At 43.9% G+C, this 24650-nt stretch carries 20 protein-coding genes; 7 read left to right on the forward strand and 13 right to left on the reverse strand.

Annotation, left to right across the window (positions count from 1 at the left end; genetic code table 11):
* Positions 1–59: 59 nt before the first annotated feature.
* Positions 60–1691, reverse strand: a complete 1632-nt coding sequence (locus tag MKX34_RS21085; RefSeq protein WP_038572367.1) for a diguanylate cyclase — start codon at positions 1689–1691, stop codon at positions 60–62.
* A gap of 217 nt (positions 1692–1908) precedes the next feature.
* Between MKX34_RS21085 and MKX34_RS21090 the strand changes: the two genes are divergently transcribed.
* Positions 1909–2178, forward strand: coding sequence for an ACT domain-containing protein (locus MKX34_RS21090; protein ID WP_036685776.1), 270 nt, complete (start codon positions 1909–1911; stop codon positions 2176–2178).
* A gap of 17 nt (positions 2179–2195) precedes the next feature.
* Entirely contained in the window at positions 2196–3551 is a 1356-nt protein-coding gene (locus MKX34_RS21095; RefSeq protein ID WP_244886527.1) for a PFL family protein, read from the forward strand.
* 89 nt (positions 3552–3640) lie between these two features.
* On the opposite strand, the gene MKX34_RS21100 is transcribed toward MKX34_RS21095, so the two are convergent.
* Positions 3641–4051 (reverse strand): hypothetical protein, encoded by a 411-nt coding sequence (locus MKX34_RS21100; RefSeq protein ID WP_232061415.1) that lies wholly within the window; start codon positions 4049–4051, stop codon positions 3641–3643.
* A gap of 207 nt (positions 4052–4258) precedes the next feature.
* Between MKX34_RS21100 and MKX34_RS21105 the strand changes: the two genes are divergently transcribed.
* Complete coding sequence (locus MKX34_RS21105; RefSeq protein WP_076106484.1) at positions 4259–5296, forward strand: glycosyltransferase; 1038 nt, start codon at positions 4259–4261, stop codon at positions 5294–5296.
* A 13-nt stretch (positions 5297–5309) separates the two neighbouring features.
* On the forward strand, positions 5310–6377 hold the full coding sequence (locus MKX34_RS21110; RefSeq protein WP_036685768.1) for a glycoside hydrolase family 99-like domain-containing protein: 1068 nt from the start codon (positions 5310–5312) through the stop codon (positions 6375–6377).
* Positions 6378–6410: 33 nt separating this feature from the next.
* Here MKX34_RS21110 and MKX34_RS21115 read toward each other — a convergent pair whose 3' ends face one another.
* Positions 6411–7871 (reverse strand): MFS transporter, encoded by a 1461-nt coding sequence (locus tag MKX34_RS21115; RefSeq protein WP_076106486.1) that lies wholly within the window; start codon positions 7869–7871, stop codon positions 6411–6413.
* A 164-nt stretch (positions 7872–8035) separates the two neighbouring features.
* Between MKX34_RS21115 and MKX34_RS21120 the strand changes: the two genes are divergently transcribed.
* Positions 8036–8455, forward strand: coding sequence for a MarR family winged helix-turn-helix transcriptional regulator (locus MKX34_RS21120; protein WP_036685765.1), 420 nt, complete (start codon positions 8036–8038; stop codon positions 8453–8455).
* A 59-nt stretch (positions 8456–8514) separates the two neighbouring features.
* Here MKX34_RS21120 and MKX34_RS21125 read toward each other — a convergent pair whose 3' ends face one another.
* The 6 genes from MKX34_RS21125 to MKX34_RS21150 all read right to left on the reverse strand — a co-directional run bounded on the left by MKX34_RS21125 (position 8515) and on the right by MKX34_RS21150 (position 17258).
* Positions 8515–10182, reverse strand: a complete 1668-nt coding sequence (locus MKX34_RS21125) for an extracellular solute-binding protein (protein ID WP_051491407.1) — start codon at positions 10180–10182, stop codon at positions 8515–8517.
* Positions 10179–11585, reverse strand: coding sequence for a response regulator (locus MKX34_RS21130; RefSeq protein WP_076106488.1), 1407 nt, complete (start codon positions 11583–11585; stop codon positions 10179–10181). The genes MKX34_RS21125 and MKX34_RS21130 overlap by 4 nt, the downstream gene beginning before the upstream one ends.
* Positions 11578–13323, reverse strand: coding sequence for a sensor histidine kinase (locus tag MKX34_RS21135; RefSeq protein ID WP_036685760.1), 1746 nt, complete (start codon positions 13321–13323; stop codon positions 11578–11580). The genes MKX34_RS21130 and MKX34_RS21135 overlap by 8 nt, the downstream gene beginning before the upstream one ends.
* 134 nt (positions 13324–13457) lie before the next feature.
* Positions 13458–15293, reverse strand: a complete 1836-nt coding sequence (locus MKX34_RS21140) for an ABC transporter substrate-binding protein (protein ID WP_036685758.1) — start codon at positions 15291–15293, stop codon at positions 13458–13460.
* Positions 15294–15384: 91 nt separating this feature from the next.
* On the reverse strand, positions 15385–16281 hold the full coding sequence (locus MKX34_RS21145; RefSeq protein ID WP_036685756.1) for a carbohydrate ABC transporter permease: 897 nt from the start codon (positions 16279–16281) through the stop codon (positions 15385–15387).
* A 17-nt stretch (positions 16282–16298) separates the two neighbouring features.
* Positions 16299–17258, reverse strand: coding sequence for an ABC transporter permease subunit (locus tag MKX34_RS21150; RefSeq protein ID WP_036685755.1), 960 nt, complete (start codon positions 17256–17258; stop codon positions 16299–16301).
* Between the two features lie 1299 nt (positions 17259–18557).
* On the opposite strand from MKX34_RS21150, the gene MKX34_RS21155 reads away from it, so the two are divergent.
* Positions 18558–18875, forward strand: coding sequence for a transposase (locus tag MKX34_RS21155; RefSeq protein WP_036683594.1), 318 nt, complete (start codon positions 18558–18560; stop codon positions 18873–18875).
* 11 nt (positions 18876–18886) lie between these two features.
* The gene (locus MKX34_RS21160) at positions 18887–19750 is read left to right on the forward strand and encodes an IS3 family transposase (protein ID WP_256717136.1); all 864 of its coding nucleotides are present in this window, start codon (positions 18887–18889) and stop codon (positions 19748–19750) included.
* A 1235-nt stretch (positions 19751–20985) separates the two neighbouring features.
* Here the strand turns inward: MKX34_RS21160 and MKX34_RS21165 are convergent.
* The 4 genes from MKX34_RS21165 to MKX34_RS21180 are packed head-to-tail and all read right to left on the reverse strand — an operon-like array spanning position 20986 to position 24581.
* Positions 20986–22533, reverse strand: a complete 1548-nt coding sequence (locus MKX34_RS21165) for an MDR family MFS transporter (RefSeq protein ID WP_076297413.1) — start codon at positions 22531–22533, stop codon at positions 20986–20988.
* Positions 22534–22573: 40 nt separating this feature from the next.
* Positions 22574–23245 carry a hypothetical protein gene (locus tag MKX34_RS21170; protein WP_076104472.1) on the reverse strand — a complete coding sequence of 224 codons (672 nt, stop codon included), beginning with the start codon at positions 23243–23245 and terminating at the stop codon, positions 22574–22576.
* Positions 23238–23924, reverse strand: a complete 687-nt coding sequence (locus MKX34_RS21175; RefSeq protein ID WP_076104471.1) for a hypothetical protein — start codon at positions 23922–23924, stop codon at positions 23238–23240. The genes MKX34_RS21170 and MKX34_RS21175 overlap by 8 nt, the downstream gene beginning before the upstream one ends.
* A 12-nt stretch (positions 23925–23936) precedes the next feature.
* Positions 23937–24581: a YhbD family protein gene (locus tag MKX34_RS21180; protein ID WP_076100120.1), complete on the reverse strand. Its 645-nt coding sequence runs from the start codon at positions 24579–24581 to the stop codon at positions 23937–23939.
* Positions 24582–24650: the final 69 nt, after the last annotated feature.

The raw sequence follows: 24650 nt of genomic DNA on the forward strand, positions 1-24650 counted from the left end.
CTGCCTAATTCCCTCCGCTTTAGATCTCTCCTGGTGCTCACAACATATTCAGAAACCAATTAGAACAAAAATCTATGAGCCAACCGCTCTATTCTCGACAATAACTCAGGCATATGAACCGGTTTCACTACATAATCATCGGCACCCATCTGCAGGGCATGTACAATATCCGCCTGATTATTTCTTCCCGTCAGCATGATCACTAATATATTTACTTCCGGATACGTTTTGCGGATTCTTTCCAGAACTTCTACTCCATCCAGATCAGGCATCACACCATCCAGCAAAATAATATACTTCTCATCCACGGCATACCAATCCGATTGCAGAAAATCAAGCCCATTCGCATAGCTGCTAACCTTCACCTCAGCAATATTATCCGGCTCCCAAATGGCGAACTGACTGGTCACAATTCTACGAATTAGCGTATCATCATCTACAACAATCACATTCAGAACCGAATGCTTTTTAGTAGTGGATAAATGGTCCGAATAAAGCGTTGTCTGATTCCTTCCAGCATGCTTACTGGCATAAAGAGCCTGATCTGCTTCCTCAATCAATTTATCGGCTATATTCTCGGCATCTGTTACCTCAGAAATCCCGCTAGAGATGGTCACATGAAAGATTTCATTTTTCGCAAAAAAGTCAGTAGCCGCAAACCGCTCTTGAATACGCTGTATAACCAACATTGCAGATTCCGCATCCGTGTTAGGTAAGAACACTGCAAACTCTTCTCCCCCATAACGGCAAAAGGTATCCTCCAGACGGATGGAATTCTTCACAAGCTCGGAAAAGCCCTGCAGAACTTCGTCTCCGATTAGGTGACCATATGTATCATTAACGTTTTTAAAATAATCCAAATCAATCAGCGCTAACGAAAATACGCGGTTGGTCCGCTTAAAATCACCAATCAACTGCTTCATGACTTGATTAAAGTGTTTGCGATTGAATGCGCCGGTCAAATCATCCACGATGATGGACTCCTGCCATTCTCTCTTAAGCTGAAAGCGATTTTTGATCAATACCAGAAATAAATCAATATCTACAGGCTTCGGTAAAAAATCCATCACCCCCAGCGAATACGCATGCATTTGCGTCGCTTTGGAGTACTCCCCACTTATAATGATAATGGGAATTCGTTCCTTTTTAGCCTTGCCGATAATTTGGTTCAACACCTCAATCCCACTTTTATCCGGTAAAAGAATATCCAGCAGAATGAGATCTGGTTTCGTTTCATAAAAGATTTTGAGTCCCCGTTCAGCAGATAAGGCTATGCTTACATAGTAATTCTGCTTCTCCAACGACTCTTTCAGATAAGCAACTAACTCTACATCGTCGTCGATAAGAAGAATATCATTCTGCGTGAGCGTCTCAGCAGGTCCCTTTTTATCCAATGCTTTAACAGAGCTTGAAGCTGCCAATGAATGGACATTAAACAATGGAATCAGTGGATATAAATAATCCCCCCATTCCTCAACCGACCAACTCTTAAGACTGCTTTCCATGAAATAGGGCAGCGTATCCTCGGCAAATTGTTCGACATCTGGTAATCCGACAGTTCCAGCAGTGCCTTTTAAATTATGCAAAAAACGATAAATGTCCTTTTCCTTCACTTCCGCCTGTTCCGTCCATTCCTGGAGGGTCATCTTCGTTCTTTGCTCAACCATGTCTTTATATTTTTGTGTAGTCATATTTACTCCTTCAGACTATCATATCAAACTCTCAGTTCATCACATTTTTTATAGGCTGTCAAATGAATTTTCTATAATTTCAGCTGTCAAAATAAATATTTAATCAAACTGACAAAAAACCTTTGGTTGAAGCTTGTTTCATCATTTGCAATAATAGTTGGAATGGTTCATTCCGTATACACGGTGAAATCAATAAATATAAAGGGAGGCTGTATTCATGAAGGGAATTATTACTGTATTAGGAAAAGATAAAGTAGGGATTATTGCTAAAGTATGTACATATCTAGCCGAACACAATTTGAACATTCTGGATATTTCGCAGACGATCGTTCAGGATTATTTTAACATGATGATGATTGTAGACATTTCTAGCTCAACTAAAGCTTTTGAGAATATCGTAGAGGAATTACATTTGCTTGGCGAATCGATTGGCGTGGAAATCAAGCTTCAGCATGAGGATATTTTTAATATTATGCACCGAATCTAGGAGGATGGCTGACCATGATATCACTAGTGGAAGTACAAGAAACGAATAAGATGATTCGTGAAATGAATCTGGATGTGCGTACCATAACAATGGGGATCAGCCTCATGGATTGTGCCCACACGGATATGCGCACCTTTAATCAAAATGTATATGACAAAATCACCAGATCCGCTGAAAAGCTCGTAAAGACGGGTGAAGATCTGGAAAGACAATTTGGGGTTCCTATCGTTAACAAACGGATTTCTGTCACACCCATCGCTATTGCCGCTGGTGCGGTGAAGACAGATACCTATGTACCTGTTGCTGAAATCCTGGACAAGGCTGCAAAAGAGGTAGGCGTTAACTTTATTGGCGGCTTCTCTGCACTTGTACAAAAAGGCTGCACCAAAGGCGATCGTATTCTGATCGACAGTATTCCTGAAGCACTGGCAGTCACTGAAAGAGTCTGCTCCTCGGTCAATGTCGGTTCCTCCAGAAGTGGAATCAACATGGATGCTGTGAAATTAATGGGCGACATTATTATCCAAACTGCAGAACGCACCAAGGATCGGGATTCCATCGGCTGCGCCAAGCTGGTAGTCTTCTGTAATGCAGTCGAGGACAACCCTTTTATGGCCGGAGCATTTCACGGGGTTGGGGAGCGGGAATGTGTCATCAACGTTGGCGTCAGCGGTCCTGGTGTAATCAAACGTGCGCTTGAAGAGGTTCGAGGGCAGGATTTTGAAACCTTATGTGAAACCATTAAACGGACAGCCTTCAAAGTCACACGTGTCGGTCAGCTAGTTGCTCAAGAGGCTTCCAAACGGATGAATGTTCCTTTTGGGATTATCGATTTATCCTTAGCCCCTACTCCAGAAATCGGAGATTCCATTGCCGAAATCTTTCAAGTCATGGGTCTGGAGGAAGCTGGCGCACCGGGAACAACCGCTGCTCTGGCGATCCTAAATGACAATGTTAAAAAAGGTGGCGTGATGGCCTCCTCCTATGTAGGTGGCCTTAGTGGAGCCTTTATTCCAGTCAGTGAAGATCACGGCATGATTCAAGCCGTTCAGCGGGGTGCCCTTACACTAGAGAAACTGGAAGCTATGACCTGTGTTTGTTCCGTGGGACTGGATATGATAGCTATCCCAGGAAGCACCACCAAGGAGACCATTTCCGGTATCATCGCGGATGAAGCTGCAATCGGCATGGTGAATAACAAAACCACTGCGGTTCGCGTGATTCCAGTAATCGGCAAGGACGTAGGTGAAATGGTCGAATTTGGCGGCCTGCTCGGATATGCACCAGTCATGGCAGTGAACGGCTTCAACTGCGCGAACTTCATTAATCGTGGCGGACGAATCCCAGCTCCAATTCATAGCTTTAAGAATTAATAGAAACCTCAAACAGCAAGTCCCTATTTGTACTTAGGAGACTTGCTGTTTTTTATTAATCTGATGCTGAGAATGTTAGTTTACCTTGATTAAGCCCGTTGGATGCCAATATTAGGTGTTCCGCCAGTCAAATCGATAAATAATACATAATCATTTCCATCTGTGCCCTTCAGCACGAGACCAGTCTGACCTACAGCACCTACAGAAAAGTATCGAACTTGTTGCAGGCTGGTAGGAGCGCCTGGTGGCAATGTTGCTTGGTTCGTAGCGATCAACCGGGTTGCAGCTCTAATGGTGCCTGCCCCGCTAATTTCACCGGTTACCCCCAGATGACCAAGTATGGATTCACTGCCGTTCACATTTAGGCTTCCCATTATGGTCTGACTACCATTCAAATGAAGATTCGAATCGATAGTCTCATTTCCATTAACGTGCAGATCATTTTGAATGGTCTGACTTCCTGTAACTAGAACGTTATCGAAGGTTGGCAAGGCGATCATCCCTTTCAGGTTTTATAGCATATCTTATGTTAAACAAGCCAGCCCTGTCATAGATAGATATACAGCTTTCACTAAATCCGCTTTTTATCTTCAGGGCTCTGATTAATGGTCTTATACCTAAAGTCAAAATAACCCCCTACACATATAATGATTAGCAAGACTCGGTGCTAGAGCGGACGACTGGCTCCACAGAATACAGGAGGAATTATGAAGAAGACAGCTAATAGGCTCACTCCTGAAAGGCCTTCAAGTCACGAAGTCACCATCAGCCAAGTTAATCCATCGCAACACCATAACCTCATCCTTGAGATGAACTCTTATAGAGCAGAGCCGCTGCAACGGGAACTCAAGCAATTAAGAATATTGCTGCTGGTTCCTACAGAGGCCAGCGATAAAATGCCTAATGTACGACTTTTTAAAGATCAACTAAGGCATTTGGTCAAAGAAGTACTTGCTATTAAATTCCAGCATAATCTGGAGGAATATTTAGCCCATTTTCAACCTGATCTAATATTAGCTCTAGGATCGGAGACCCTATTTCCGGAGGAGAACCTCCCTGCTCTGAAAACTTCCAACGTTCCCAAAGCGGTATGGATGGCAGATGCAGCTTGTCTTACTCCAACAGAACGTAATCTGGCATTGTTATTCGATTATATTTTCACACAGAACATAGCTAATCTGATCTATTATCAGGGTTTATGGGGCAAACATTCCAGTTATCTCCCATATGCTGCGGATACGGATCTCTATTATCCAAGACGTGTGGAGGACTGTTATCAGAGTGACGTACTCATTCTCGGCGATTTTCAAATCGATAGTGTGCTTTACACGTTGGCGTATTCAGACCTGCTTCAAGGCCTTAAGGTAATGATCGCCGGGCGTGGTTGGGCCCCCCCCAGAAATTTCCTGGATATCACCCATAGTAAAGATATGTCCAGTTATTATAATGGAGCAAAAATCGTCATCAATTGCACTGGTTCTATGCAGCAGATTATGGAGGTCACCGCTTGCGGTGTATTTCAGTTAGTGGAGGATCATCCCCATCTTCATAATTACCGAATTGCAGAAGAAGATCTCATTCGTTTCCAGAACTTCAAAGAGCTCTCCGAAAGCTTTAAGCACTATTTTTCACATAGTGAAGAAAGGAGAATTTCTGCCTCTCGTGCTCTAAAGGAACTTAAATATAACCATTCTTATATCCAGCAAGGAAAGTTACTGCTGAGAAAAATATTCAAGGAACCATAGGGGGTGGCATGACTTGAGATGCATTGCTTTTGTATTGCCTCAGTTTCATCAGATCACAGAGAACGATTCCTGGTGGGGTGAGGGTTTTACAGAATGGACAAATGTCAGGAAGGCTGCAGCCCTTTATCCTGAACATGATCAGCCCAAGAAGCCATTAAATAATAACTACTATGATTTAACGGATCCTAAAGTGAAACAATGGCAGGCAGAGACTGCAAGGGCTCATGGCATTTACGGTTTTTGTTATTATCACTATTGGTTTAATGGCAGGCGACTACTGGAACAACCGGTTCAGCAGATTCTTGCGAGCAAAGAGCCTGACTTCCCCTTTTGCCTTTCTTGGGCTAACGAACCATGGACACGTAGCTGGGATGGCACCGAAGAGGATGTACTGATGCCACAGGAATACGGAGAAGAACGGGATTGGCGAATGCACTTTTTTGCGTTGCTGGAAGCCTTCAAAGATGATCGTTATATCCGGGTAGAAGATAAGCCTGTCTTTATCATTTATAGATCTGCTAGTATCCCGCGCTGTGAAGAAATGCTTCAATATTGGCGCGAATTGGCTCTGCAGAACGGACTTAAAGGACTTCATCTGGTCCGGACACTAGGCGGTTTCCCCCTACAGAAAGAGCAAGGATTCGATGCCAGTCTGGAATTTGAGCCGCATTACACATTCGCACATGGCGGGGTTAAGCATTTATGGAGCTCAAAGCAGGTGGAGGATCAGAGGCATATCGTAATTGATTATGATGAGTTATGGGAATCCATGTTGGAGCGGACACCCCATAGGGACGGAGAAATCATATATCCGGGAGCCTTTGTCAACTGGGATAACACACCACGGAAAGGCCCTGCCGGACAAAGCACCTTAGGTGCTAATCCTCAAAAATTCGGCCAATACCTTTCACGACAAATTGAGCGCGCCAAAAAAATGTTCAAAAGTGAATATATTTATATCAACGCCTGGAATGAATGGGCTGAAGGCGCCTATCTGGAACCGGATGAGCGTTATCAATATCAATACTTGCAAGCCGTTAAGGAAGCCCTACAATTTCATCACAAAGAAGATCCTTCTTAGCCGTAGCGCCAGAAGGATCTTTTTCATTTTATGTTATCTTTCCGATGACTGCACTCTGGCGCTTCTTGCACTCACCAATCTCCAGCCAGTTAATAAAGCAGCCACTAGACATATGGATGCCGAGGTTACAAACACTACATGCATACCCTCGATAAATAACTCTGGCCGGCCGGGAACTAACCCTGTCACTCTATAGCCGGCTTCACTGCTCATCACTTGAAAAAGAATTGTAGTAGCAATTGTAATGCCGACAACCATACCGACATTACGAACTAACGAATTGACACTACCCGCAGAACCAAGCTGTGTTCTTGGTACCTTAGACATAACAAGCGAGTTGTTCGGCGATTGAAACAGGCCACTTCCTATACCCAGCATAGCGATCCACACACCTACCAGCACAACAGAACTTCCTACATGAAGCTGTGCTAATCCGAACTGTGCAATAACCATGACCACCAGCCCCGCAAAAGTCAAAAATTCAGAGCCTATTTTATCCGATAGCGCACCACTCATTGGAGCCACGACTACCATACATATCGGCAACAGCATTAACAAGAAGCCTGCATAGAATGGCGATAAATTAAGCATGTTCTGTGCATAAAACGGCGCGATAATATTGAAGCAGAAATTCGCTGTAAATACGAGAAAACCACATAATATACTTAAAGAAAACAACGGATTCTTAAATAATGACAGCTGCAACAACGGTTCTTTTCTACGAAGCTCCGTCCATATGAAAGCAATGAAGCTGACGACAGCAACAATTATTGATGTAAAAATTAAGCTGTTACCATACCCTAGCTGTTGTCCTAGTAATAATCCTGCGAACAAAGTAATAATAAAAACAGCGAACAGTAAACTGCCCGGCACATCAATCGAAGATTTCACTCTCGTTAAATCCTTAGGCAATACCTTCCAGCCAAAAAATATAGCGATCAGACCAATAGGCACGTTAACCCAAAAGATATACTCCCAGCCTAAGGTGGAAACCATAATCCCGCCTAAACTTGGACCAGCTATACTTCCCAGAGACACGAATGTACCAATGAAACCAAGGGCTTTACCACGCTCCGTGGCAGGAAAGATATCCGTAACAATTCCCTGACTGTTCGCCATGGTCATCGAAGCACCCAAGGCTTGAATAACACGTGAAGCGATCAAGGCTGGTAAACTTACACTAAGCCCACACAGCATAGATCCAATAACAAATATAATGGTGCCAATCTTAAAGATTCGAATCTTTCCTACGATATCTCCAAGCTTGCCGAAGAAAAGTATCGCTGCACAGATCGCCATTAAATAACCTGTAGTTACCCATTCGATTTGCGCCATGGGCAACTTCAGTTGTTTGGATAGCTCAGGCAGAGCAATATTGACAATACTACCATCAAGGGTGGACATAAACGTAAATATATTCAGAACAATTAAAATCATCCAGCGCTTCTTCTGAATTTCTTTATCCTCCTGGTAGGTTGCACTTACAGAACTCATAACTAACACCTCATTAAATATTAATAATCACCGTTTAGTTGCGCACGCAACCAAACTCGCCATACCCAGTGTACAACAATTTAGTTGCGTGCGCAACGACTTTATTGTACACTTTATTTCAAGGCAAAAAATGAGCGAACTTATAACCCAAAGAGGTGTCTATATTGGCAAGAGAGCCTATCGGGAAGCTAATTTCCCATCTTCACCGTCAAAATCAAAAGAAACTGGTTAAGCAGTTTGTCCCTTATGGAATCGGTAGTGGTGGACAGCATAGCTTTCTTAAATTGATTCTTTCTCGGCCAGGCATTACTCAGGATCAGTTAACTGCCGAATTGAAGTTCGATAAAGCAACTACAGCACGTTCTGTGAAGCAATTAGAGAATTCGGGATATATCGAGCGCAAAGACGATCCTAATGATCGACGCTCCCACCTTCTATATCCTACCCCGAAAGCCATCGATTTCTTCCCAGTTTTACAGTCCATCTTAGATGAATTTAATAAAAGCCTTGTGGGCCATTTAACCGATGAAGAAGTAGAGCAACTACATTTCCTGCTGCAAAAAATCAGTACAAACGAAGAATAGAACATAAGAAAAAGGATGTCCCAAAGCCACTCGGCTGTTGAGGCATCCCACTTTTACGTTTACTTTTGCTTTACAATTTCAGCAACTTCTTCCGTAATCTCTTCCCCGCCCATACTCTTCCATTTAGCTACAAACACATCAAAATCACTAAGCGGTGAATCACCCACAATAATATTTAAGAACGTCTCATTCTCCAGATTCTGCAGTTCCGGCCACTTGGTCTTCATAAGTCGGGTGTTCCCATAAAAGACCCCACGCACTCCCTCTATAGCAGTTGAGGTTAACACAGCTACTCCATATTTATACGCATTCGCTGCTTTCCAGCCTTCAAGATCTTTTTTGGGCTGCTCTGTTTCCGCTACCCATTGATCATAAATGAGCCGGGTATCAGAATTTAATGTATCCGGGTCTATCTTTCCGTGCAAAGCCTGCTGGATATCAGCATAATGTTTCTCAATCGCATCCCTATAATCTATCAAAAGATCGAACGGATAATAAGCACGCAGCTGAATGCCTGTCTGCGCAGAGAAATCACCCAGCTTTTTTACCTCCTCTTGATTAGGATCTTGTCTTCTTTCGAGTCTTGTAAACACGTTCAATTGCTTGATTACAGCCTCTGGATGTTCAAACCCTTTACGCACAACAAGATATCGATCTGTTACCGGAGCCAAATGAGCGACAAACTTACCGGAATCATCAACTGGAGCTGCATATGCTCTCCATTCTGCCTTCGTATCCAAAGCCACTGCCTCTGACAAAGGATAATAAGGCATCCACCAAGGACCAAAAAACATCCCTGATTTACCTGTAATAATAGGCTCCTGAGTTTCCTTATATAGTGCAAAGTCCGGATCCAGCAACCCGTGTTTATACCAATCAGCAAGTTTAGCAAGCGCTTGTTTGGTTTCTGGTGTAATGGAGCCATACACGATATTTCCGTTGTTATCCTTAATCCAATTCGTGGGGAAAGCATGAAATGCACTAAAAACAGCATCCAGACCATTAACTAATGGTTTAGTTCCATATACGATATTTTTGTAGCCGCTTAGACCGACGGTATCTCTTTTTCCATTCCCGTCAGGGTCTTTTTCAATAAAAGCTTTGGCAATTTTCTCGATGTCTTCAAAAGTTTGTGGAGGTCGCAGCTCCAGCTTCTCCAGCCAATCCTGACGTACCCAGAGCAGCACGGGAGAGTCTGCATCAATAGCTACATTCGGTAATCCATATAATTTACCGTCGCGGGAAGCGTCCTCTAACGCCTCTCCCTTTGTAGAATTGTACATATCCTTGATAAGTTCAGATCCATATATTTTATATGTCTCTGTCAAATCTTCAATCATGTCATTATCAATTAATTTCTTCAATTGATCCCGATCCACAACCATGGCATCAGGCAAATCGTTGCTATCAATGGCAAGCTGCACCTTTTGCGTAAAAGCATCCTCACCCTTCGCTTCCCAGGAGTGAACCACTTTGATATTCGTAATGCTCTCTAAATAACGGGTGATTGGATTGTTATCGTTGCTGTCACCTGTATTAAGTCGCGAGTCGGGAACCTTAAATCCCACCCGGATCACAATCGGATCCTCATATTTACTATAAGCGATAGAAGTATCTTCATCCCCTGCCTGAGGGCTTGCAACTGAATCTACAGTACCGATATTGTCACGACATGATGTCATTCCAATGACCATAAACACTAGGAGGATAGATTTCCAAAATTTCATATTTGGTTTTTCCCCTCCGCACGGAATTCACTTGGTAATTTACCAATACGTTCTCTAAACAATCTGCTGAAATAACGATCATCCTCAAAACCGGACCGCGAAGCAATCTCACAGACGGGAAGTGTAGTCTCCAGCAGCAGTGATTTGGCAAGCTCCAGCCGCATTCCCCGTAAACATTCACCAAATGTCTCTCCGGCAAAACGAGCGAAACACTGGCTGAAATAACCACGGCTCATATTAATGACGGCTGCTACGTCGCTCTGATTGATTTTGTCACCTGCATGGCTCTGCATATAACGAACTGCGCGAATAAGACAGGACATAACCTCTTTAGTTAATCCAAGCTCCAGCATTCTTCGTCCCACATGATCAGAAAATCGCCGCAGCCAGTTCTTCCAATGACACCAGTTCAGATTATGGGAAATGTCCTTTTCCAGTTGAGCAGCATCTTCAGGCTTTAAAAGTAAAGAACTCCAACTTTGTATTAGAGAGTGTGCAAACGCCAGAAACTGATCAGAACGGGGTTTCTGCTGAAGTATGTTTGCTACAAATTTCTCCCACTCCTTTCCATCAATTGTCCACTTCAAATTCTGTGCTTGCTCCAACAGATTATCCGCCTCTTGTTTTGAATAGGGAGCCCCTGGTTCCTTCTTTATGTCTTCATATTTCAATGAGGTCAAATCCTCAGGTTCAGGATGATAAAATAGAATACGGCGTAATTTCGCAGTGAGCTGTTCCTCCAGTTCCTGCAACGGTTGATCTCTCAATCCACTGATCAGTGCGGTCTGCCATCGTCCGGATAGCTGGATCTTTAGTTCACGCTTGCTCTCATCTATTGAGAAACGATGCAATAAGGGCGACATCCACATCTCATGAAAAGTAATAAGCGGATTATTTTTCACGCTGGACAGCTGAAATAATTCTTCTTCATTGCATTGATGATTTAATGGCAAATATAGCAGAGCCTTATCAGCAGCCATACGTTTACTCTCCCCACGAACCAGAGCATCCCGCGTATTGTCCTCCCATTTAATACGATCGACAAGACGTCTGATAGTTTCATCCGCATTTTCCATCTCAAGCAGTGTTTTTACAATATAGTCAACGGCACCTAAACGCATAGCCTCCTGAACATAGTCAAATTCATGATGACAAGTAAGGACAACACAGCGAATACCTGTGAACCGTTGTCTAACCATTTTAATAAGCTCGAAGCCTGAAATGCCGGGCATGGTCAAATCCACAAATAATAAATCTACTTCCTGCTGTTGAAGCAGCTCCAAAGCAGATTTACCATCACCTGCCTCCCCAACTATAACAATCCCTAAGGATGACCAATCAATCAGGGATATGAAGCCTTTTCGCACGAGTCTCTCGTCATCGACAACTACAGCCTTAATCATCGAAGTCCTCCTTACCTTTCCTCGGAATCACAATGGATACAACCGTACCTTCTCCTGGCTTACTGAACATCTCTAGCTTCATTTGTTCTCCATAATAGGTTCTAAGCATCCGGTTCACATATGAAAAACCAATTCCAAGTCCCCGTTTTTTTGCTCCATCATCAGACAACAGCTGATCTAATGTATCTGCATCCATCCCAGCTCCGTTATCTTTTACACATAACTGAACTTCTCCTTCACCATGTTTCATTATCTCAACATCTACCTTGCCATTATCGCTTAATCCATGATAAATCGAGTTCTCCACCAGAGGCTGAAGCAAAAATCTCGGGACAGCCACAGACAATACATCCTCATCAGCTTCAACGTTAAATTCAAATTCATAATCATAACGAATACGCTGCAGCTCCATATAATTTCGAATCGCTTCAATTTCCTCGCCAATGGTAACAATGATGCTTTGCTTGCCCAGATTATAATGCAGCACCTTTACAAGAAGAGTGACCAGCTTGTCGATCTCCTTCTGGCCGTTTAACCGGGCCATCCACTGTACCGTATTTAAGGTATTATGCAAAAAATGAGGATTGATCTGGCTGAGCAACTTCTCAATCTCAAATTGGCTTTTCTGCTTCTCATTATGGGCAACCGCAACAATCAGCTCATTCACCTGTTTTTTCATCTGCTGAAAGTTGGTAAGCACAAAATCAAATTCTTCCACATTCGTATAGGCTACCGGAGCGGTAACATTTTCCGCCATTCGGTTGATTTCAAGGTTAACCTTACGCAACGGACCATAAATTTTCCTCCAGATGATCCAAGCCAGAAATCCGGCAAAAAGAAGGGTGGAGAAGGCAAGTAAGATCATTTTATAAAACCAAGAATAAATTTCACTGTTGAATTCTGATTTTTTCACAACGGCAATAAGTTTCCAGCCCTGAGGACTCGCGTAACGAAACAGATGATATCCACTAAGCGTTTCATGGGTGAGATTAGAGTTGCTTCCCGCAGCTTTAATAATACTTAGCGGAAGTTTGCCGTCGATCACTTTTGTACTGTTACCTTGCTGATTAACCAGCAGATGATTTACTTTCATCCCGTAGGACTCCTGATTGAAGATTTTGCGAAACAAACTATAATTCGTCTCCAAATAAATATAAAGCTTATGCTGGCCCGGCACACGGACAATCCGCTGCTCCGAGAACACGAGATTGTCACCAACAGCGTACATAGTGGGGTGTGGTCCATAATAGTCAGCCCCGTTATATCGCATAAAGGACGGCAATGTACTGATATCAAAATTTCTGCGTGCGCTCATGTTGGTAAACAGAACGGGATCATCGCTGTCCGGCATAATGTAGGCTGTAAGTCCAATATAAGGGTTCGTAAAATTGACTAGATTGATCTTCTGGTTGATGGAATTCATCATTTGCGATTTGCGAAAAATTTGTTTTTCCTGAATAAATGAGGACATCTCCTGCACAATCTGACCGTCCAGAGCAAACTGCTTGGAGGCAAAATCCATATTGTCGATGGCATTCTCCAGGCTTGAGGCTTCCTGTCTCAGACTAGCGCTGATCCCGTTGCCAATTTTACCTGAAAGGATGGAGTAAATAGAGGTGTAGGTTACGAATCCTACTAAGAGAAGCGGAAGTAGTGTTCCGATTACTAGATAGATAAATAAGGTATTGCGTAAGGATTTGACAGCTGGAGTATGACTCCGCAGGGGTACTCTTACCATCTGGATTATCCTCTTCTTTCTATCTGAAAGCGTTTTATATTAATGTGAGAATACCACATTTATCCTTAATTGAATAGAATAAGGCAGAACAGCCTCCACGCCGCCCCGCCTTATTTTATAGTTACTAGCCGTGTTTATTTAACGCTTTTACGGGCCTCGAACAATTCCTCAGCCTTTTTAATCGAGAAATCCATAACTTCGGAATAACCAAGACCATTTACCTTATCATGCATTTCTTTATTCAACTTATCATATTCCGCTTGATCTTTAGCAAAGACCATTTTCCAGGAAATCTGTTGAATAACCGTACCGATTTGTTTATTCTTTTGTTCCACTGTTTTATCCATGGTTAACGGCTCTTTGCCAGTGAAGCCTTGTGGTGCTACAGCCAATAGATTGTTTTTCTCAAAATACTCCTTAGGAGTCAGAACGCCCATCTTCGCTCTCCAGTCACTATCAAGCTTGGAAGGGTTACGTTCCAGGGTTGTTGTCCACAGATTATGATCGAATGGCTCACTATTCTCTGGATTCACCATCGCCGGAACCACAAACGAGAAGTTCATTTGATTGGAGCCATAGTAGTAGTCACCACCGCCGTATTCAGCAGGAACTTGAGTATTCTGTTGATCAGTATAAGCTTTCCAACCAAAATCAGTCACTGCAGGTTTGCCGTTTGCATCAATATCCCAGGTCAGACCTTGAGGTCCGTTAGGTACTGCTGTACCACTTCCTGCAGAAATCATTGCACCTTCCGGTGTGTACATCCAGTTAATGAATTCCATAATTCTAGCAGGTTCCTTAGCTTTTGCGCCGATTGCAATAATACCGTTACCACCGTAAACATTGAAGCCTGTGGAATACATCAATTCATCTTTGAACGGAACTAGCGCAAAACCTTTACCTTCGGCTGTTCTTTCTGGTGTATTGTAGTTAGCAGCTCCTAGCCATGGGAACCAAGAGAACAATAGACGACCATCTTTGTATTTCGCTACAACATCGTCGAATTTTTGCGTCATAGAGTCCGGATCAACCAGCCCCATTTGGTTAGCTTCAAAATACAGTTTGAGCGATTTCATGTACCAGCTATCTTCGGATAAAAAGTCATAATACTTTTCTTCATCTGCCTTAACATACACAGCAGTATCAGGAATTTCGTCATAGCCCATCATGTTTGCGAACTGTTTAGCCAATGTCATTTTATAGTTGCCATCCCAATCAGACCACATCGAGAAAGCATAGGTTTTTTTGCCTTGTTCGTTCTTAGGCTCGAGCTCTTGCATTTTTTTCAGCACAGGCAGATAATCTTCAATCTTTGTAATTTCTGGCGCTCCAATTTGTTGGTAAAGATCAAAGCGCAGGTCTGGACCCCAAGTCATATCTTTTCCTTCAGAAGGTCCGGATGGGTTAGAAGCTACGCTGTTCCCCATACCAAAGACTGATGATCCACCGCCAAAAGCTACCTTTGCTTTCTCAATAGCTTTTGGGAAAGTGCTAGAAATGTCTTTTCCGTATTTGTCCAAAAGACCGTCCTGTGTCCAGTCCAAGAGCAGCTTTCCTTTGATGGCATTTGGATAGTGGTTCTTGTCGTCACCGAAAATAATGATATCTCCAAGATCACCGGAAGCCATCATTGCAGAGATTTTGGTATCTCCACCAGTCAGGTTTGAAGCTACAATGTCCATTTCAATGTTGAACTTATCCTTGATGATTTTTGCAAACCATCCGGTCTGTGGACCGGCATAGTTAGCGGTTGTTGAGAATACAGTCAGCTTCAGCGGCTTGGAATGATCAAGCGCTCCGTCATCCGGTGCTGCTGTCTCCTCCGCCGGGGCATTTGTGGCAGCCGACGTAGGTTTCTCTGTGCTCGTGTTTTTGCCCGAATTAGCCGTATTATTCCCCCCGCCACATGCTGCAAGAACGAAGACCAGGATTACGGATAGCATGACAAGCGATGCTCTTCTTAATCTCATTGCTTTATACCCTCCCTTTCATCTCTTCACTTATAGTTCAACTCTGCTTATAGCAGAGGAAAACCCAGTTCTGGTCCAGAGCGGCCACCCATCAGCCTTTAACCGCACCGATCATAATTCCTTTGACGAAAAAGCGTTGGAAGAACGGATATACGATCAAAATCGGCAATACGACGATCATCGTTACAGTCATCCGCACAGAGGTTGGAGTCTGCATATTTGCTGCACTAGCGGCCATATCTGGTGAATTACGAATTAAGGCTGCGAGCGAGCTGGATTCGTTCAAATAACGCCATAATAAGAACTGGAGCGTAAAGTATTTCGTATCTGTCATTAGAAACGCCGTATCAATAAAGGCATTCCACTGATTCACCGCTGAGAAAATCGTAATCGTAGCCAAGATAGGTGTTGTAAGAGGAACAATGATACTCCAGAACACCCGGAAGTAACCTGCTCCATCCATTGACGCCGACTCCTCAAGTGAGGGCGGAATAGCCTCGACGAAGGTTTTGACCAAAATGATATTAAAAGGAGTAATAATAGTTGGCAAAATATAAGCCAGGTAATTATTAGTCAGATGCAAGTTATGCATGGTGATATACCATGGGATCAGCCCTGCGCTGAAATACATCGTGACTACAACACTGCGGTACCAAATACTCCGGCCCCACATTTCCTTTTTGGTGAACAAGTACCCAAGAAATGCCGAAGATCCAACGGTGAGCAAAGTACCAACAACTGTTCTATAAATAGAGACTGTCGCCGCATGACCTAAACCACTGATTCTTAGAACCTTACTATAGTTATCAAAATGGATCTGCCTTGGATAAAATTTGATATACCCCGCTGCGCTAAGATCATTCGAACTGATCGTATTAATGAACAAATAGTAGAATGGATAAATGCATGACAGGGTGAACAATCCAAAGAGTGTGTAGATAATAATTTGAAAGATTAATTCTCCAGAAGTTAGTTTTTTCTTTCTCAAATGGGATCACCCCTGCCTTAAATGATAGATTCGTCACGCACCATCTTGGATAAGGTGTTTGCCGCGAACAGTAGAATTACACTGACGACCGACTTCAGCATACTGACAGCAGTGGCAAACGGAAAGTTGTTAGCGAACGCAATATTGTATACATAAAGATCCAGCACTTCTATGGAATCTTTATTCATCGCATTTTGAAAGGCAAAGTACTGCTCCATCCCGTTATTGACTAGGTTACCTATGGAGAGCAGCAGTAGGACAAAGAAGGTTGGGACAAGACCCGGAATGGTAATATGCCAGATTTTACGGAACCGGCTTGCACCATCCACCTCAACGGCCTCGTACAATTCTTGATCAATGCCTGCGATTGCAGCAAGATAGAGAATGGCACCCCAGCCTAACGATTTCCACCAATACCAAATAATCATCGTGACCCAAATATTCGAGCTGGAGGCTAAAAAGTTATAACCCTCATCAACGATTCCAAGCTGCACTAAAATATGTGTGATGACCCCGTTATCAACGGAGAACAACGAGAAGGCCAATGCATATACCAGAATCCAGCTGATAAAGTTCGGAATCGTGGTTAGCGTCTGCACCATCTTGCGATACCAGCCTGACTTAATCTCGGTCAGAAAAATCGCAAAGATCACTGGAAATATCGAGGTAATTAGTCCAAGTGAACTCATGGCAAGAGTGTTCTTCAGCACGCGCACAACCTCTGCGGTCTGTGTTGGATTGGATACAATCGTCTTGAACCATTTCAACCCGACATATGGCGTGTCAGACAACGGTATTCCGGGAATGAAATCATAAAATGCATAAATCCATCCGCTGATCGGCAGATAATAGAAAATAAAGGTGACAATAAGAAACGGAAAAGCCATGAAGAACAATTTATGTTTGTTCTTCATCTTCCAGCGGGATCGATGAACCGGATCGACGCTGGGAAGTAATTCACCAGAAGGTACCCCCATGTCGGAATCTCCTATACCCAGATTTTGATTACGTTTTCATAGTATCAGAACCTTTATGTATGGCGAGATAGAACACAGAACGGCCTCACTGGAGAACCGTCTGATGCTTGTGAACCAAATTCGCATATATTTCGACCATTTTCTACCTAATCACTGTGGGTCTAGTGATGGAGAGCCTACATGCCTTTTGGCTTATAAAAAGCGGCAGGATGACGGGAATTCCCCTCATCCTGCCGCTGAAAGAAATGGTTTCTAAGGGGCGCTTGGGAGCTATGGGCAACTAGACCCTCCTCGTTCCCTACATCAACTATGGTACGTTTTTCCTCTTCATCTGCTACATCAACTATGGTGCGCTTTGTCCTCTTCGTCCGCTACATCAACTACGGTGCGCTTTGTCCTCTTCGTCCGCTACATCAACTATGGTGCGCTTTGTCCTCTTCGTCCGCTCCATCAACTATGGTGTGCTTTGTCCTCTTCGTCCGCTCCATCAACTATGGCTCGCTTTGTCCTCTTCGTCCGATACATCAACTACGGTGCGCTTTGTCCTCTTCATCTGCTACATCAACTATGGTGCGCTATGTTCTCTTCTTCCGTTATGGTTTTTCACACTTCATAGTTTTGGCATCGGACCCAGATGCACTTATTTCCCGAATTCAGCGTTTTTCGTCGTATTATTGGACTCAGGTGCAGCTATTCACTCAAATATAGTCCAAATGCGAGCATATGCATGCCGATAAGAGCTATACAGTCCGAAACTACGGCAAAGTAGCTCAAAAATCAGCAATAGCGACTATACGGTCCGCAACACTCCTCGAATCATTCTTAGGCGCACTTCTATCGAGAATCCATCATCTTTGTTCGTACTGTCGGACCCAGATGCACTTATTTCCCGAATTCAGCGCTTTTCCTCGTGTTATCGGACTCAGGTGCAGCTATCCACTCAAATATAGTCCAAATACGAGCATATGCATGCCGATAAGAGCTATACAGTCCGAAACTACGGCAAAGTAACTCAAAAATCAGCAATAGCGACTATACGGTCCGCAACACTCCTCGAATCATTCTTAGGCGCACTTCTATCGAGAATCCATCATCTTTGTTCGTACTGTCGGACCCAGATGCACTTATTTCCCGAATTCAGCGCTTTTCCTCGTGTTATCGGACTCAGGTGCAGCTATCCACTCAAATATAGTCCAAATACGAGCATATGCATGCCGATAAGAGCTATACTGAAGCTAGAATAAAAAGTGGACAGTAGTTAACAGACTGGCGATAATGAGTCCACGGAGGTGTGTTCACATGGGAGAACATCGACAACGGTATAACGAAGAATTTAAAAAACAGACAGTGCAGTTCATTCAAGAGCAAACAAAGACAGTGGGCGACTTGGCGGAAGAGCTCAACATCCCAAAAAGTACCCTGCATCAATGGATGAGTCAGTATCGAGAACTAAAGAATGAACCGGCAGCTAGCGTGGATCGAGTACGGGAACTCGAGGCACAGTTGAAAGAAATGAGCCGTCAACTTCAAGAAAAAGATAACAAGATTGCTGATGTGGAAGAGGAATTAGCGATCGTAAAAAAAGCAGTGCACATCTTCAGCAAACCAAGGAACTGAGATTCCAGTTTATTGAAAAACATCGCTCCGAGTTTCTCTTGGAGAAGATGTGCATGACCCTACATGTGTCACGGAGCGGGTACTACAAGTGGCGGACAGAAAAAAACAGTACGCATATGCTTCGTAAGGCTGCGATAATGAAGCGAATTCAGTATCATTTTGCAGACCATCAAAAGCGGTATGGGAGTCCGAAGATCACTCGCCTGTTGCATCAAGAAGGTTATACCGTTACCGAACGCACGGTGAGTGTGTACATGCGACATATGAAGCTTCGCTCCATTGTCTCCAAAACGTATCGCGTACAGACCACCGACTCCAATCATGACCATCCGATTGCCCCAAATACGCTGAACCAGCAATTTAAAATACTCAAACCCAATTCAGTATGGGTTACCGACATTACATACATTCCTTGCCGGGGAGGGCGCTTGTACCTGGCTAGTGTGATGGACCTTTGCACGCGTGAAATCGTGGGGTGGCGCTTGGAGAACCATATGGAAACTAGCTTGATTTCGGGCGCCTTACAAGATGCTTACGAAGCTAAGCAACCGGAAAAGGGTCTATTACATCACTCCGATAGAGGTTCTCAATATACTTCTCATGAATACACGAAGCAGTTGAAAGCGTATGGCATGGAGTCCAGCATGAGCCGCAGAGGTAACTGTTATGATAACGCCTGTATCGAGTCGTGGCACAGCATTTTGAAAAAGGAGCTCATTTATTGTAATCCACGATTCAAAACTAAGGAGCAAGCCTACCAGACACTTTTTCAATATATTGAGTTTTATTATAACCGCAAGCGAATGCATGGCGCGCTGGGGTATCTTTCTCCAGTTCGTTTTGCTGAGCAATTGACTAGAATGTCTGTTGCGTGACTGTCCACTTTCTTGACAGAGGTCCACACAGTCCGAAACTACGGCAAAGTAACTCAAAAATCAGCAATAGCGACTATACGGTCCGCAACACTCCTCGAATCATTCTTAGGCGCACTTCTATCGAGAATCCATCATCTTTGTTCGTACTGTCGGACCCAGATGCACTTATTTCCCGAATTCAGCGCTTTTCCTCGTGTTATCGGACTCAGGTGCAGCTATCCACTCAAATATAGTCCAAATACGAGCATATGCATGCTGATAAGAGCTATACAGTCCGAAACTACGGCTAAGTAGCTAAAAAATCAGCAATAGTGACTATACGGTCCGCAACACTCCACGCATCATTTTTTGGCACACTTCTATCTAGAATCCATCATCTTTGTTCGTACTGTCGGACCCAGATGCACTTATTTCCCGAATTCAGCGCTTTTCCTCGTGTTATCGGACTCAGGTGCAGCTATCCACACAAATATAGTCCAAATACGAGCATATGCATGCCAATAAGAGCTATACAGTCCGAAACTACGGCAAAGTAACTCAAAAATCAGCAATAGCGACTATACGGTCCGCAACACTCCTCGAATCATTCTTAGGCGCACTTCTATCGAGAATCCATCACATTTGCTCAAGCTATTGGACTCATTCTTGGGTTCATCGCATTCCCTCATACTATCGGACCCAGATGCACTTATTTCCCGAATTCAGCGCTTTTCCTCATGTTATCGGAATCAGGTGCAGCTATCCACACAAATATAGTCCAAATACGAGCATATGCATGCCGATAAGAGCTATACAGTCCGAAACTACGGCAAAGTAGCTCAAAAATCAGCAATAGCGACTATACGGTCCGCAACACACTTCATGCAGCGAAATCAGGCACACTTCTATCGAGAATTCATCGCATTCACTCATACAGTCTGACTCATTCTTGGATCCACCGCATTCCCTCCTGCTATCGGACTCATTCTTGGATTCATCGCATTCCCTCATGCCGTCGGATCCAGATGCACTTATTTCCAGGATTCATCGCATTTACTCATCCTTCAACGCAGCTCCCTTACTTCGAGGGTTCATGCTCATTTGTACTCCCAACCACACATAAAAAAGCAGCCTCTCAAATGAGAAGCTGCTCCATCACTTTACAACCATAGTTTGTTTACACCAATCACTGCATTCCGTATAATACGCACTAATTTCCGCTCATTATTCGAATGCCCAACGTCTTCTGCCACAGCCTAATGCCCGGGCGTCTGAACTTCCCCCTCCGCGGAGGCATCCATTTTCTGACGCCCCATAAAAAAGGAAGCCAGCAAAGCTAATGCAGCTGGAATAACCGCCCAAGCGAAGGTGTTCGCAATGGAAGAGGAAAGTCCCTCTGTAATTTTGCTCAAAATTTCCGGTGGAATGAGTGCTCTAGTCTCAGGCGACAACAGGGAATGCGGATCTTTAAAATCCATAACCCCAGCAGCCCCCGCAGAAGCAGCTCCTCCTCCATTTGCTGTGAGCAACTTAGTTAGACTGCCCGAGAAATAATGGCTTTGAATAATGCCAAATGTGGTAATTCCAATGGTCATGCCAAGCGAACGAATGAAATTCAGTGTTGCGCTGGCGGAGCCGCGTTGCTGCGCAGTCAGACCATGAATAGCTGCTGTGCTTAACACAGAGAAGGAAGCGCCGATGCCCAATCCGATTAAAATCATGTACAAGGTAACCAAGAGACGTGAAGCTTCCGGAGTAAGCGTTGCTACCAGTCCTGTGCCGATCACCAAAAGTACAAACGTAGGTATCAGCAGATTGCGGTAACTGGTTTTTGCCATCAGGAATCCTCCCGTTGTGGCGGTAATTACTGAGCCGACCATCATCGGCAGCAGGACAAGTCCTGAATTGGTAGCCGAACCCCCTAATACACCTTGGATAAAGATCGGGATATATACGGAAGCCACGATAAATGCAGCACCGCTAAATAGCGCGCACAGAATGCTGACGGCGTACAGTCTTTTTTTGAATAAAGCAAAGGAAATGATCGGCTCTTTCGCTCTCGTCTCCACAAAAAGGAACACTGCCGCCAATATAGCAAAAGCTGCAAATAAGCCGAGGATCATCGATGAGCCCCAAGCGTACTCTTTTCCACCCAGCTCCAACGCAAACATTAAGCAGATGACAGAGCCCAGCAGTGTGCCCGCACCCAGCCAATCAATAGGTTGTTTAGAATGCTCGTGTGATTCTTTATAAAAGAATACGACCATCACAAAAGCCAACAGTCCAAGCGGCAAGTTAATATAAAATATCCACTGCCAAGCAATATGATCGGTGATATACGCGCCTAGCAATGGACCAAAAATACTTGATAATCCAAACACCGCACCAAATGCACCGCCCAGCTTTCCCCGTGTCTCCAGTGGTACGGCGTCGAACATTATGGCAAAAGCAATCGGCACTAGCGCGCCGCCTCCAATTCCCTGAACCGCCCGATAAGCAGCCAACTGAGTAATTGTCTCTGCCGTCCCGCAAAGCGCCGAACCTGCCATAAATACAATAATCCCAAAAATAAAAAACTTTTTACGCCCATACATATCAGACAGCTTGCCAAAGATAGGCATCCCCGCCATCTCAGCTACGAGATAAGCTGATGTTACCCAGACAAATTTGTCCATACCGCCTAGTTCCCCAACAATATTGCCCATTGCTGTAGCAACGATGGTGCTGTCCATGGAGGCCATCAGTATTCCTAACAGCAGACCTGCGATAACAATGCCCAGATTGGGCGCTTTGGCAGCACTCATTTATTCCACTCCCCATTGTCAAAAGATCTATAACTATGTGTTACAACTTCACTTGATGCCTCACTATTGCATTCTTGTGAATCTCCAAAACACTACGGTATTCCACAGTATCAATCTCACAGTCCACACCGATGATTACCCGATCTCCTCTGACAATATTTGCTTTTGTATTATTCAGCTCTATCGTATCGCCTTCAATGAGCCCAGCCTCAAAAAGCACTTTAGGATTCTGCTTCATCAAATGCAGGAATTTTCCGGTCTTGCTTTTTTTGATCGTTAAAGCACTGCCTCCAACCTCTTTCGCTCTACTTATTCCATATAAATTGATCTCCAGTTGCTCCGCACTTAGCAGTCCTGCCACATTGAGAGCGCCCGAAATACGCAGATGTTCACCTTCACAATCACCATTGACCTCCAAATTACCATTAAGATGAATATCGTCGATTTTTACGGAGGTTGCTTTAATTTCACCCTGACCCCGCAAGGAATCCCCTTCAAGATTACCCAAAAGTGTCATCTCACCGGTTATTTTCATTTTGGTCATTAGCAGGTTTCCATCTACTCTGGCATTTCCAGTCAGGCTCAGCTTCTCACAATCTACATCACCTGCAAAATGACCTTCCCCAGTAACTTTAATGTCCCGAAAGAAGCCTCCCGCTGAGGTCGTTGTGCCTATTATTTTCAAATTACTCCGAGTTGTTTCTTCAGTCACTGATCTTCTCCACCTTTCCAACCTTTGCTTCTGGATGTACTGTGATCTGATCACGATACTCTATCCGTTCGATAGTACAGCCTGGCCCTACAATCACAATATTGCCCCTGATAACATCCGCTATTGTATACTCTAAATCAATAAAATCTCCTTCAATAGTCCGAGCCCGCAGCTCCGATCTTAATTTAGGGATGATTCCACTTAACATTTTGCTCCAGACTCCACTATTCGTTTGCCGGATCACTAGACTCTCCACACCAATTTCATGCGCCTTTCCCTGCCCTTGCAGTTTGAAGTCTACATGTCCTGCACTAAGTAAACCTCCGACACTAAAGCTTCCTTCCCCCGCAAAATCCTCAAGCTCACAATCACCCTTGATATTCAGCATTCCATGAAGAGTGCAACTTTCTCCCCGAAAGCTCTCACCGACAGTAATCATTCCATCCACCTTTAGGGAGTTAAAACGCAAATGTCCCAGCACTTTCATCGTCCCATTGCATTCCGCTTCTTCCGCCGAGAGATCATTCTTCAAATTCATATGCCCATTTCCTTTAAAAATTCGCGTCACGATGGGTCCCGTTACTTTGCCTACACCATCGATTTGCACACTGTTATAAGTACCTCCTGCCCCCCCGCTGACTCCGTTTATAATCAGATCCGGCAGCTGTCGTTTATCCATTACAGTAACCCCCTATTCAACAAGCTTAAAAGCAAGCTTACCTTTCAATTGTTCTATTACATCTGCACTGAGTATTTTACTGACCAGCTTTACCCCTTCATCGAACCATAACTCCGCTGGTGCCTGAGCCAGAATAAAGGATGACACCCCCATTTTGCGGATAAAAAACAACTCCCAGCTGTCACTCTCAAGATTGGAGGCTTTATTCATTAAGGTTCGAAACAGGAGCTCTGCTTCCTCCATATTCATCTCCCCTGCACTAAGCAGGCGGTCTACAGCCAATAAATAAGTGAGCTGATCGAAGCTATATCCATTCTTGACACCAAGCCTCTCTCCAAATTTCCCCAGTGTCACTGACGAAACAATGTTACGTTCTATAATTTCCGCAGCAGATACACTTACTCTGTCAAAAGAAGCCTTATCTGATAGCTTATCAGCCATTTCATCCAAAGAAAGTCCATCTTTCATATTCACAATATTATCGATACGGGACAAGATCATGTCTTTTGGAAAAAAAGTCTCCTGTCCAGTAAACGTAGATTTACGGATAAACCATTCCTCTGGAATCAACTGCTTCCGCTTCCAGCGGTACAATTGCCCATAGGATATACCGGTTAATTCCAATAGCTGCTTCTTCGAGATCAAATCCTCTTCCATGCTTATCACTCCTTGAAGCCATCGTAACATAACACTGTTACGTTGTAAAACCAATAAAATAAACTCACC

It is taken from the genome of Paenibacillus sp. FSL R5-0636 (assembly GCF_037974255.1).
GTDB classification, from domain to species: domain Bacteria; phylum Bacillota; class Bacilli; order Paenibacillales; family Paenibacillaceae; genus Paenibacillus_AQ; species Paenibacillus_AQ odorifer.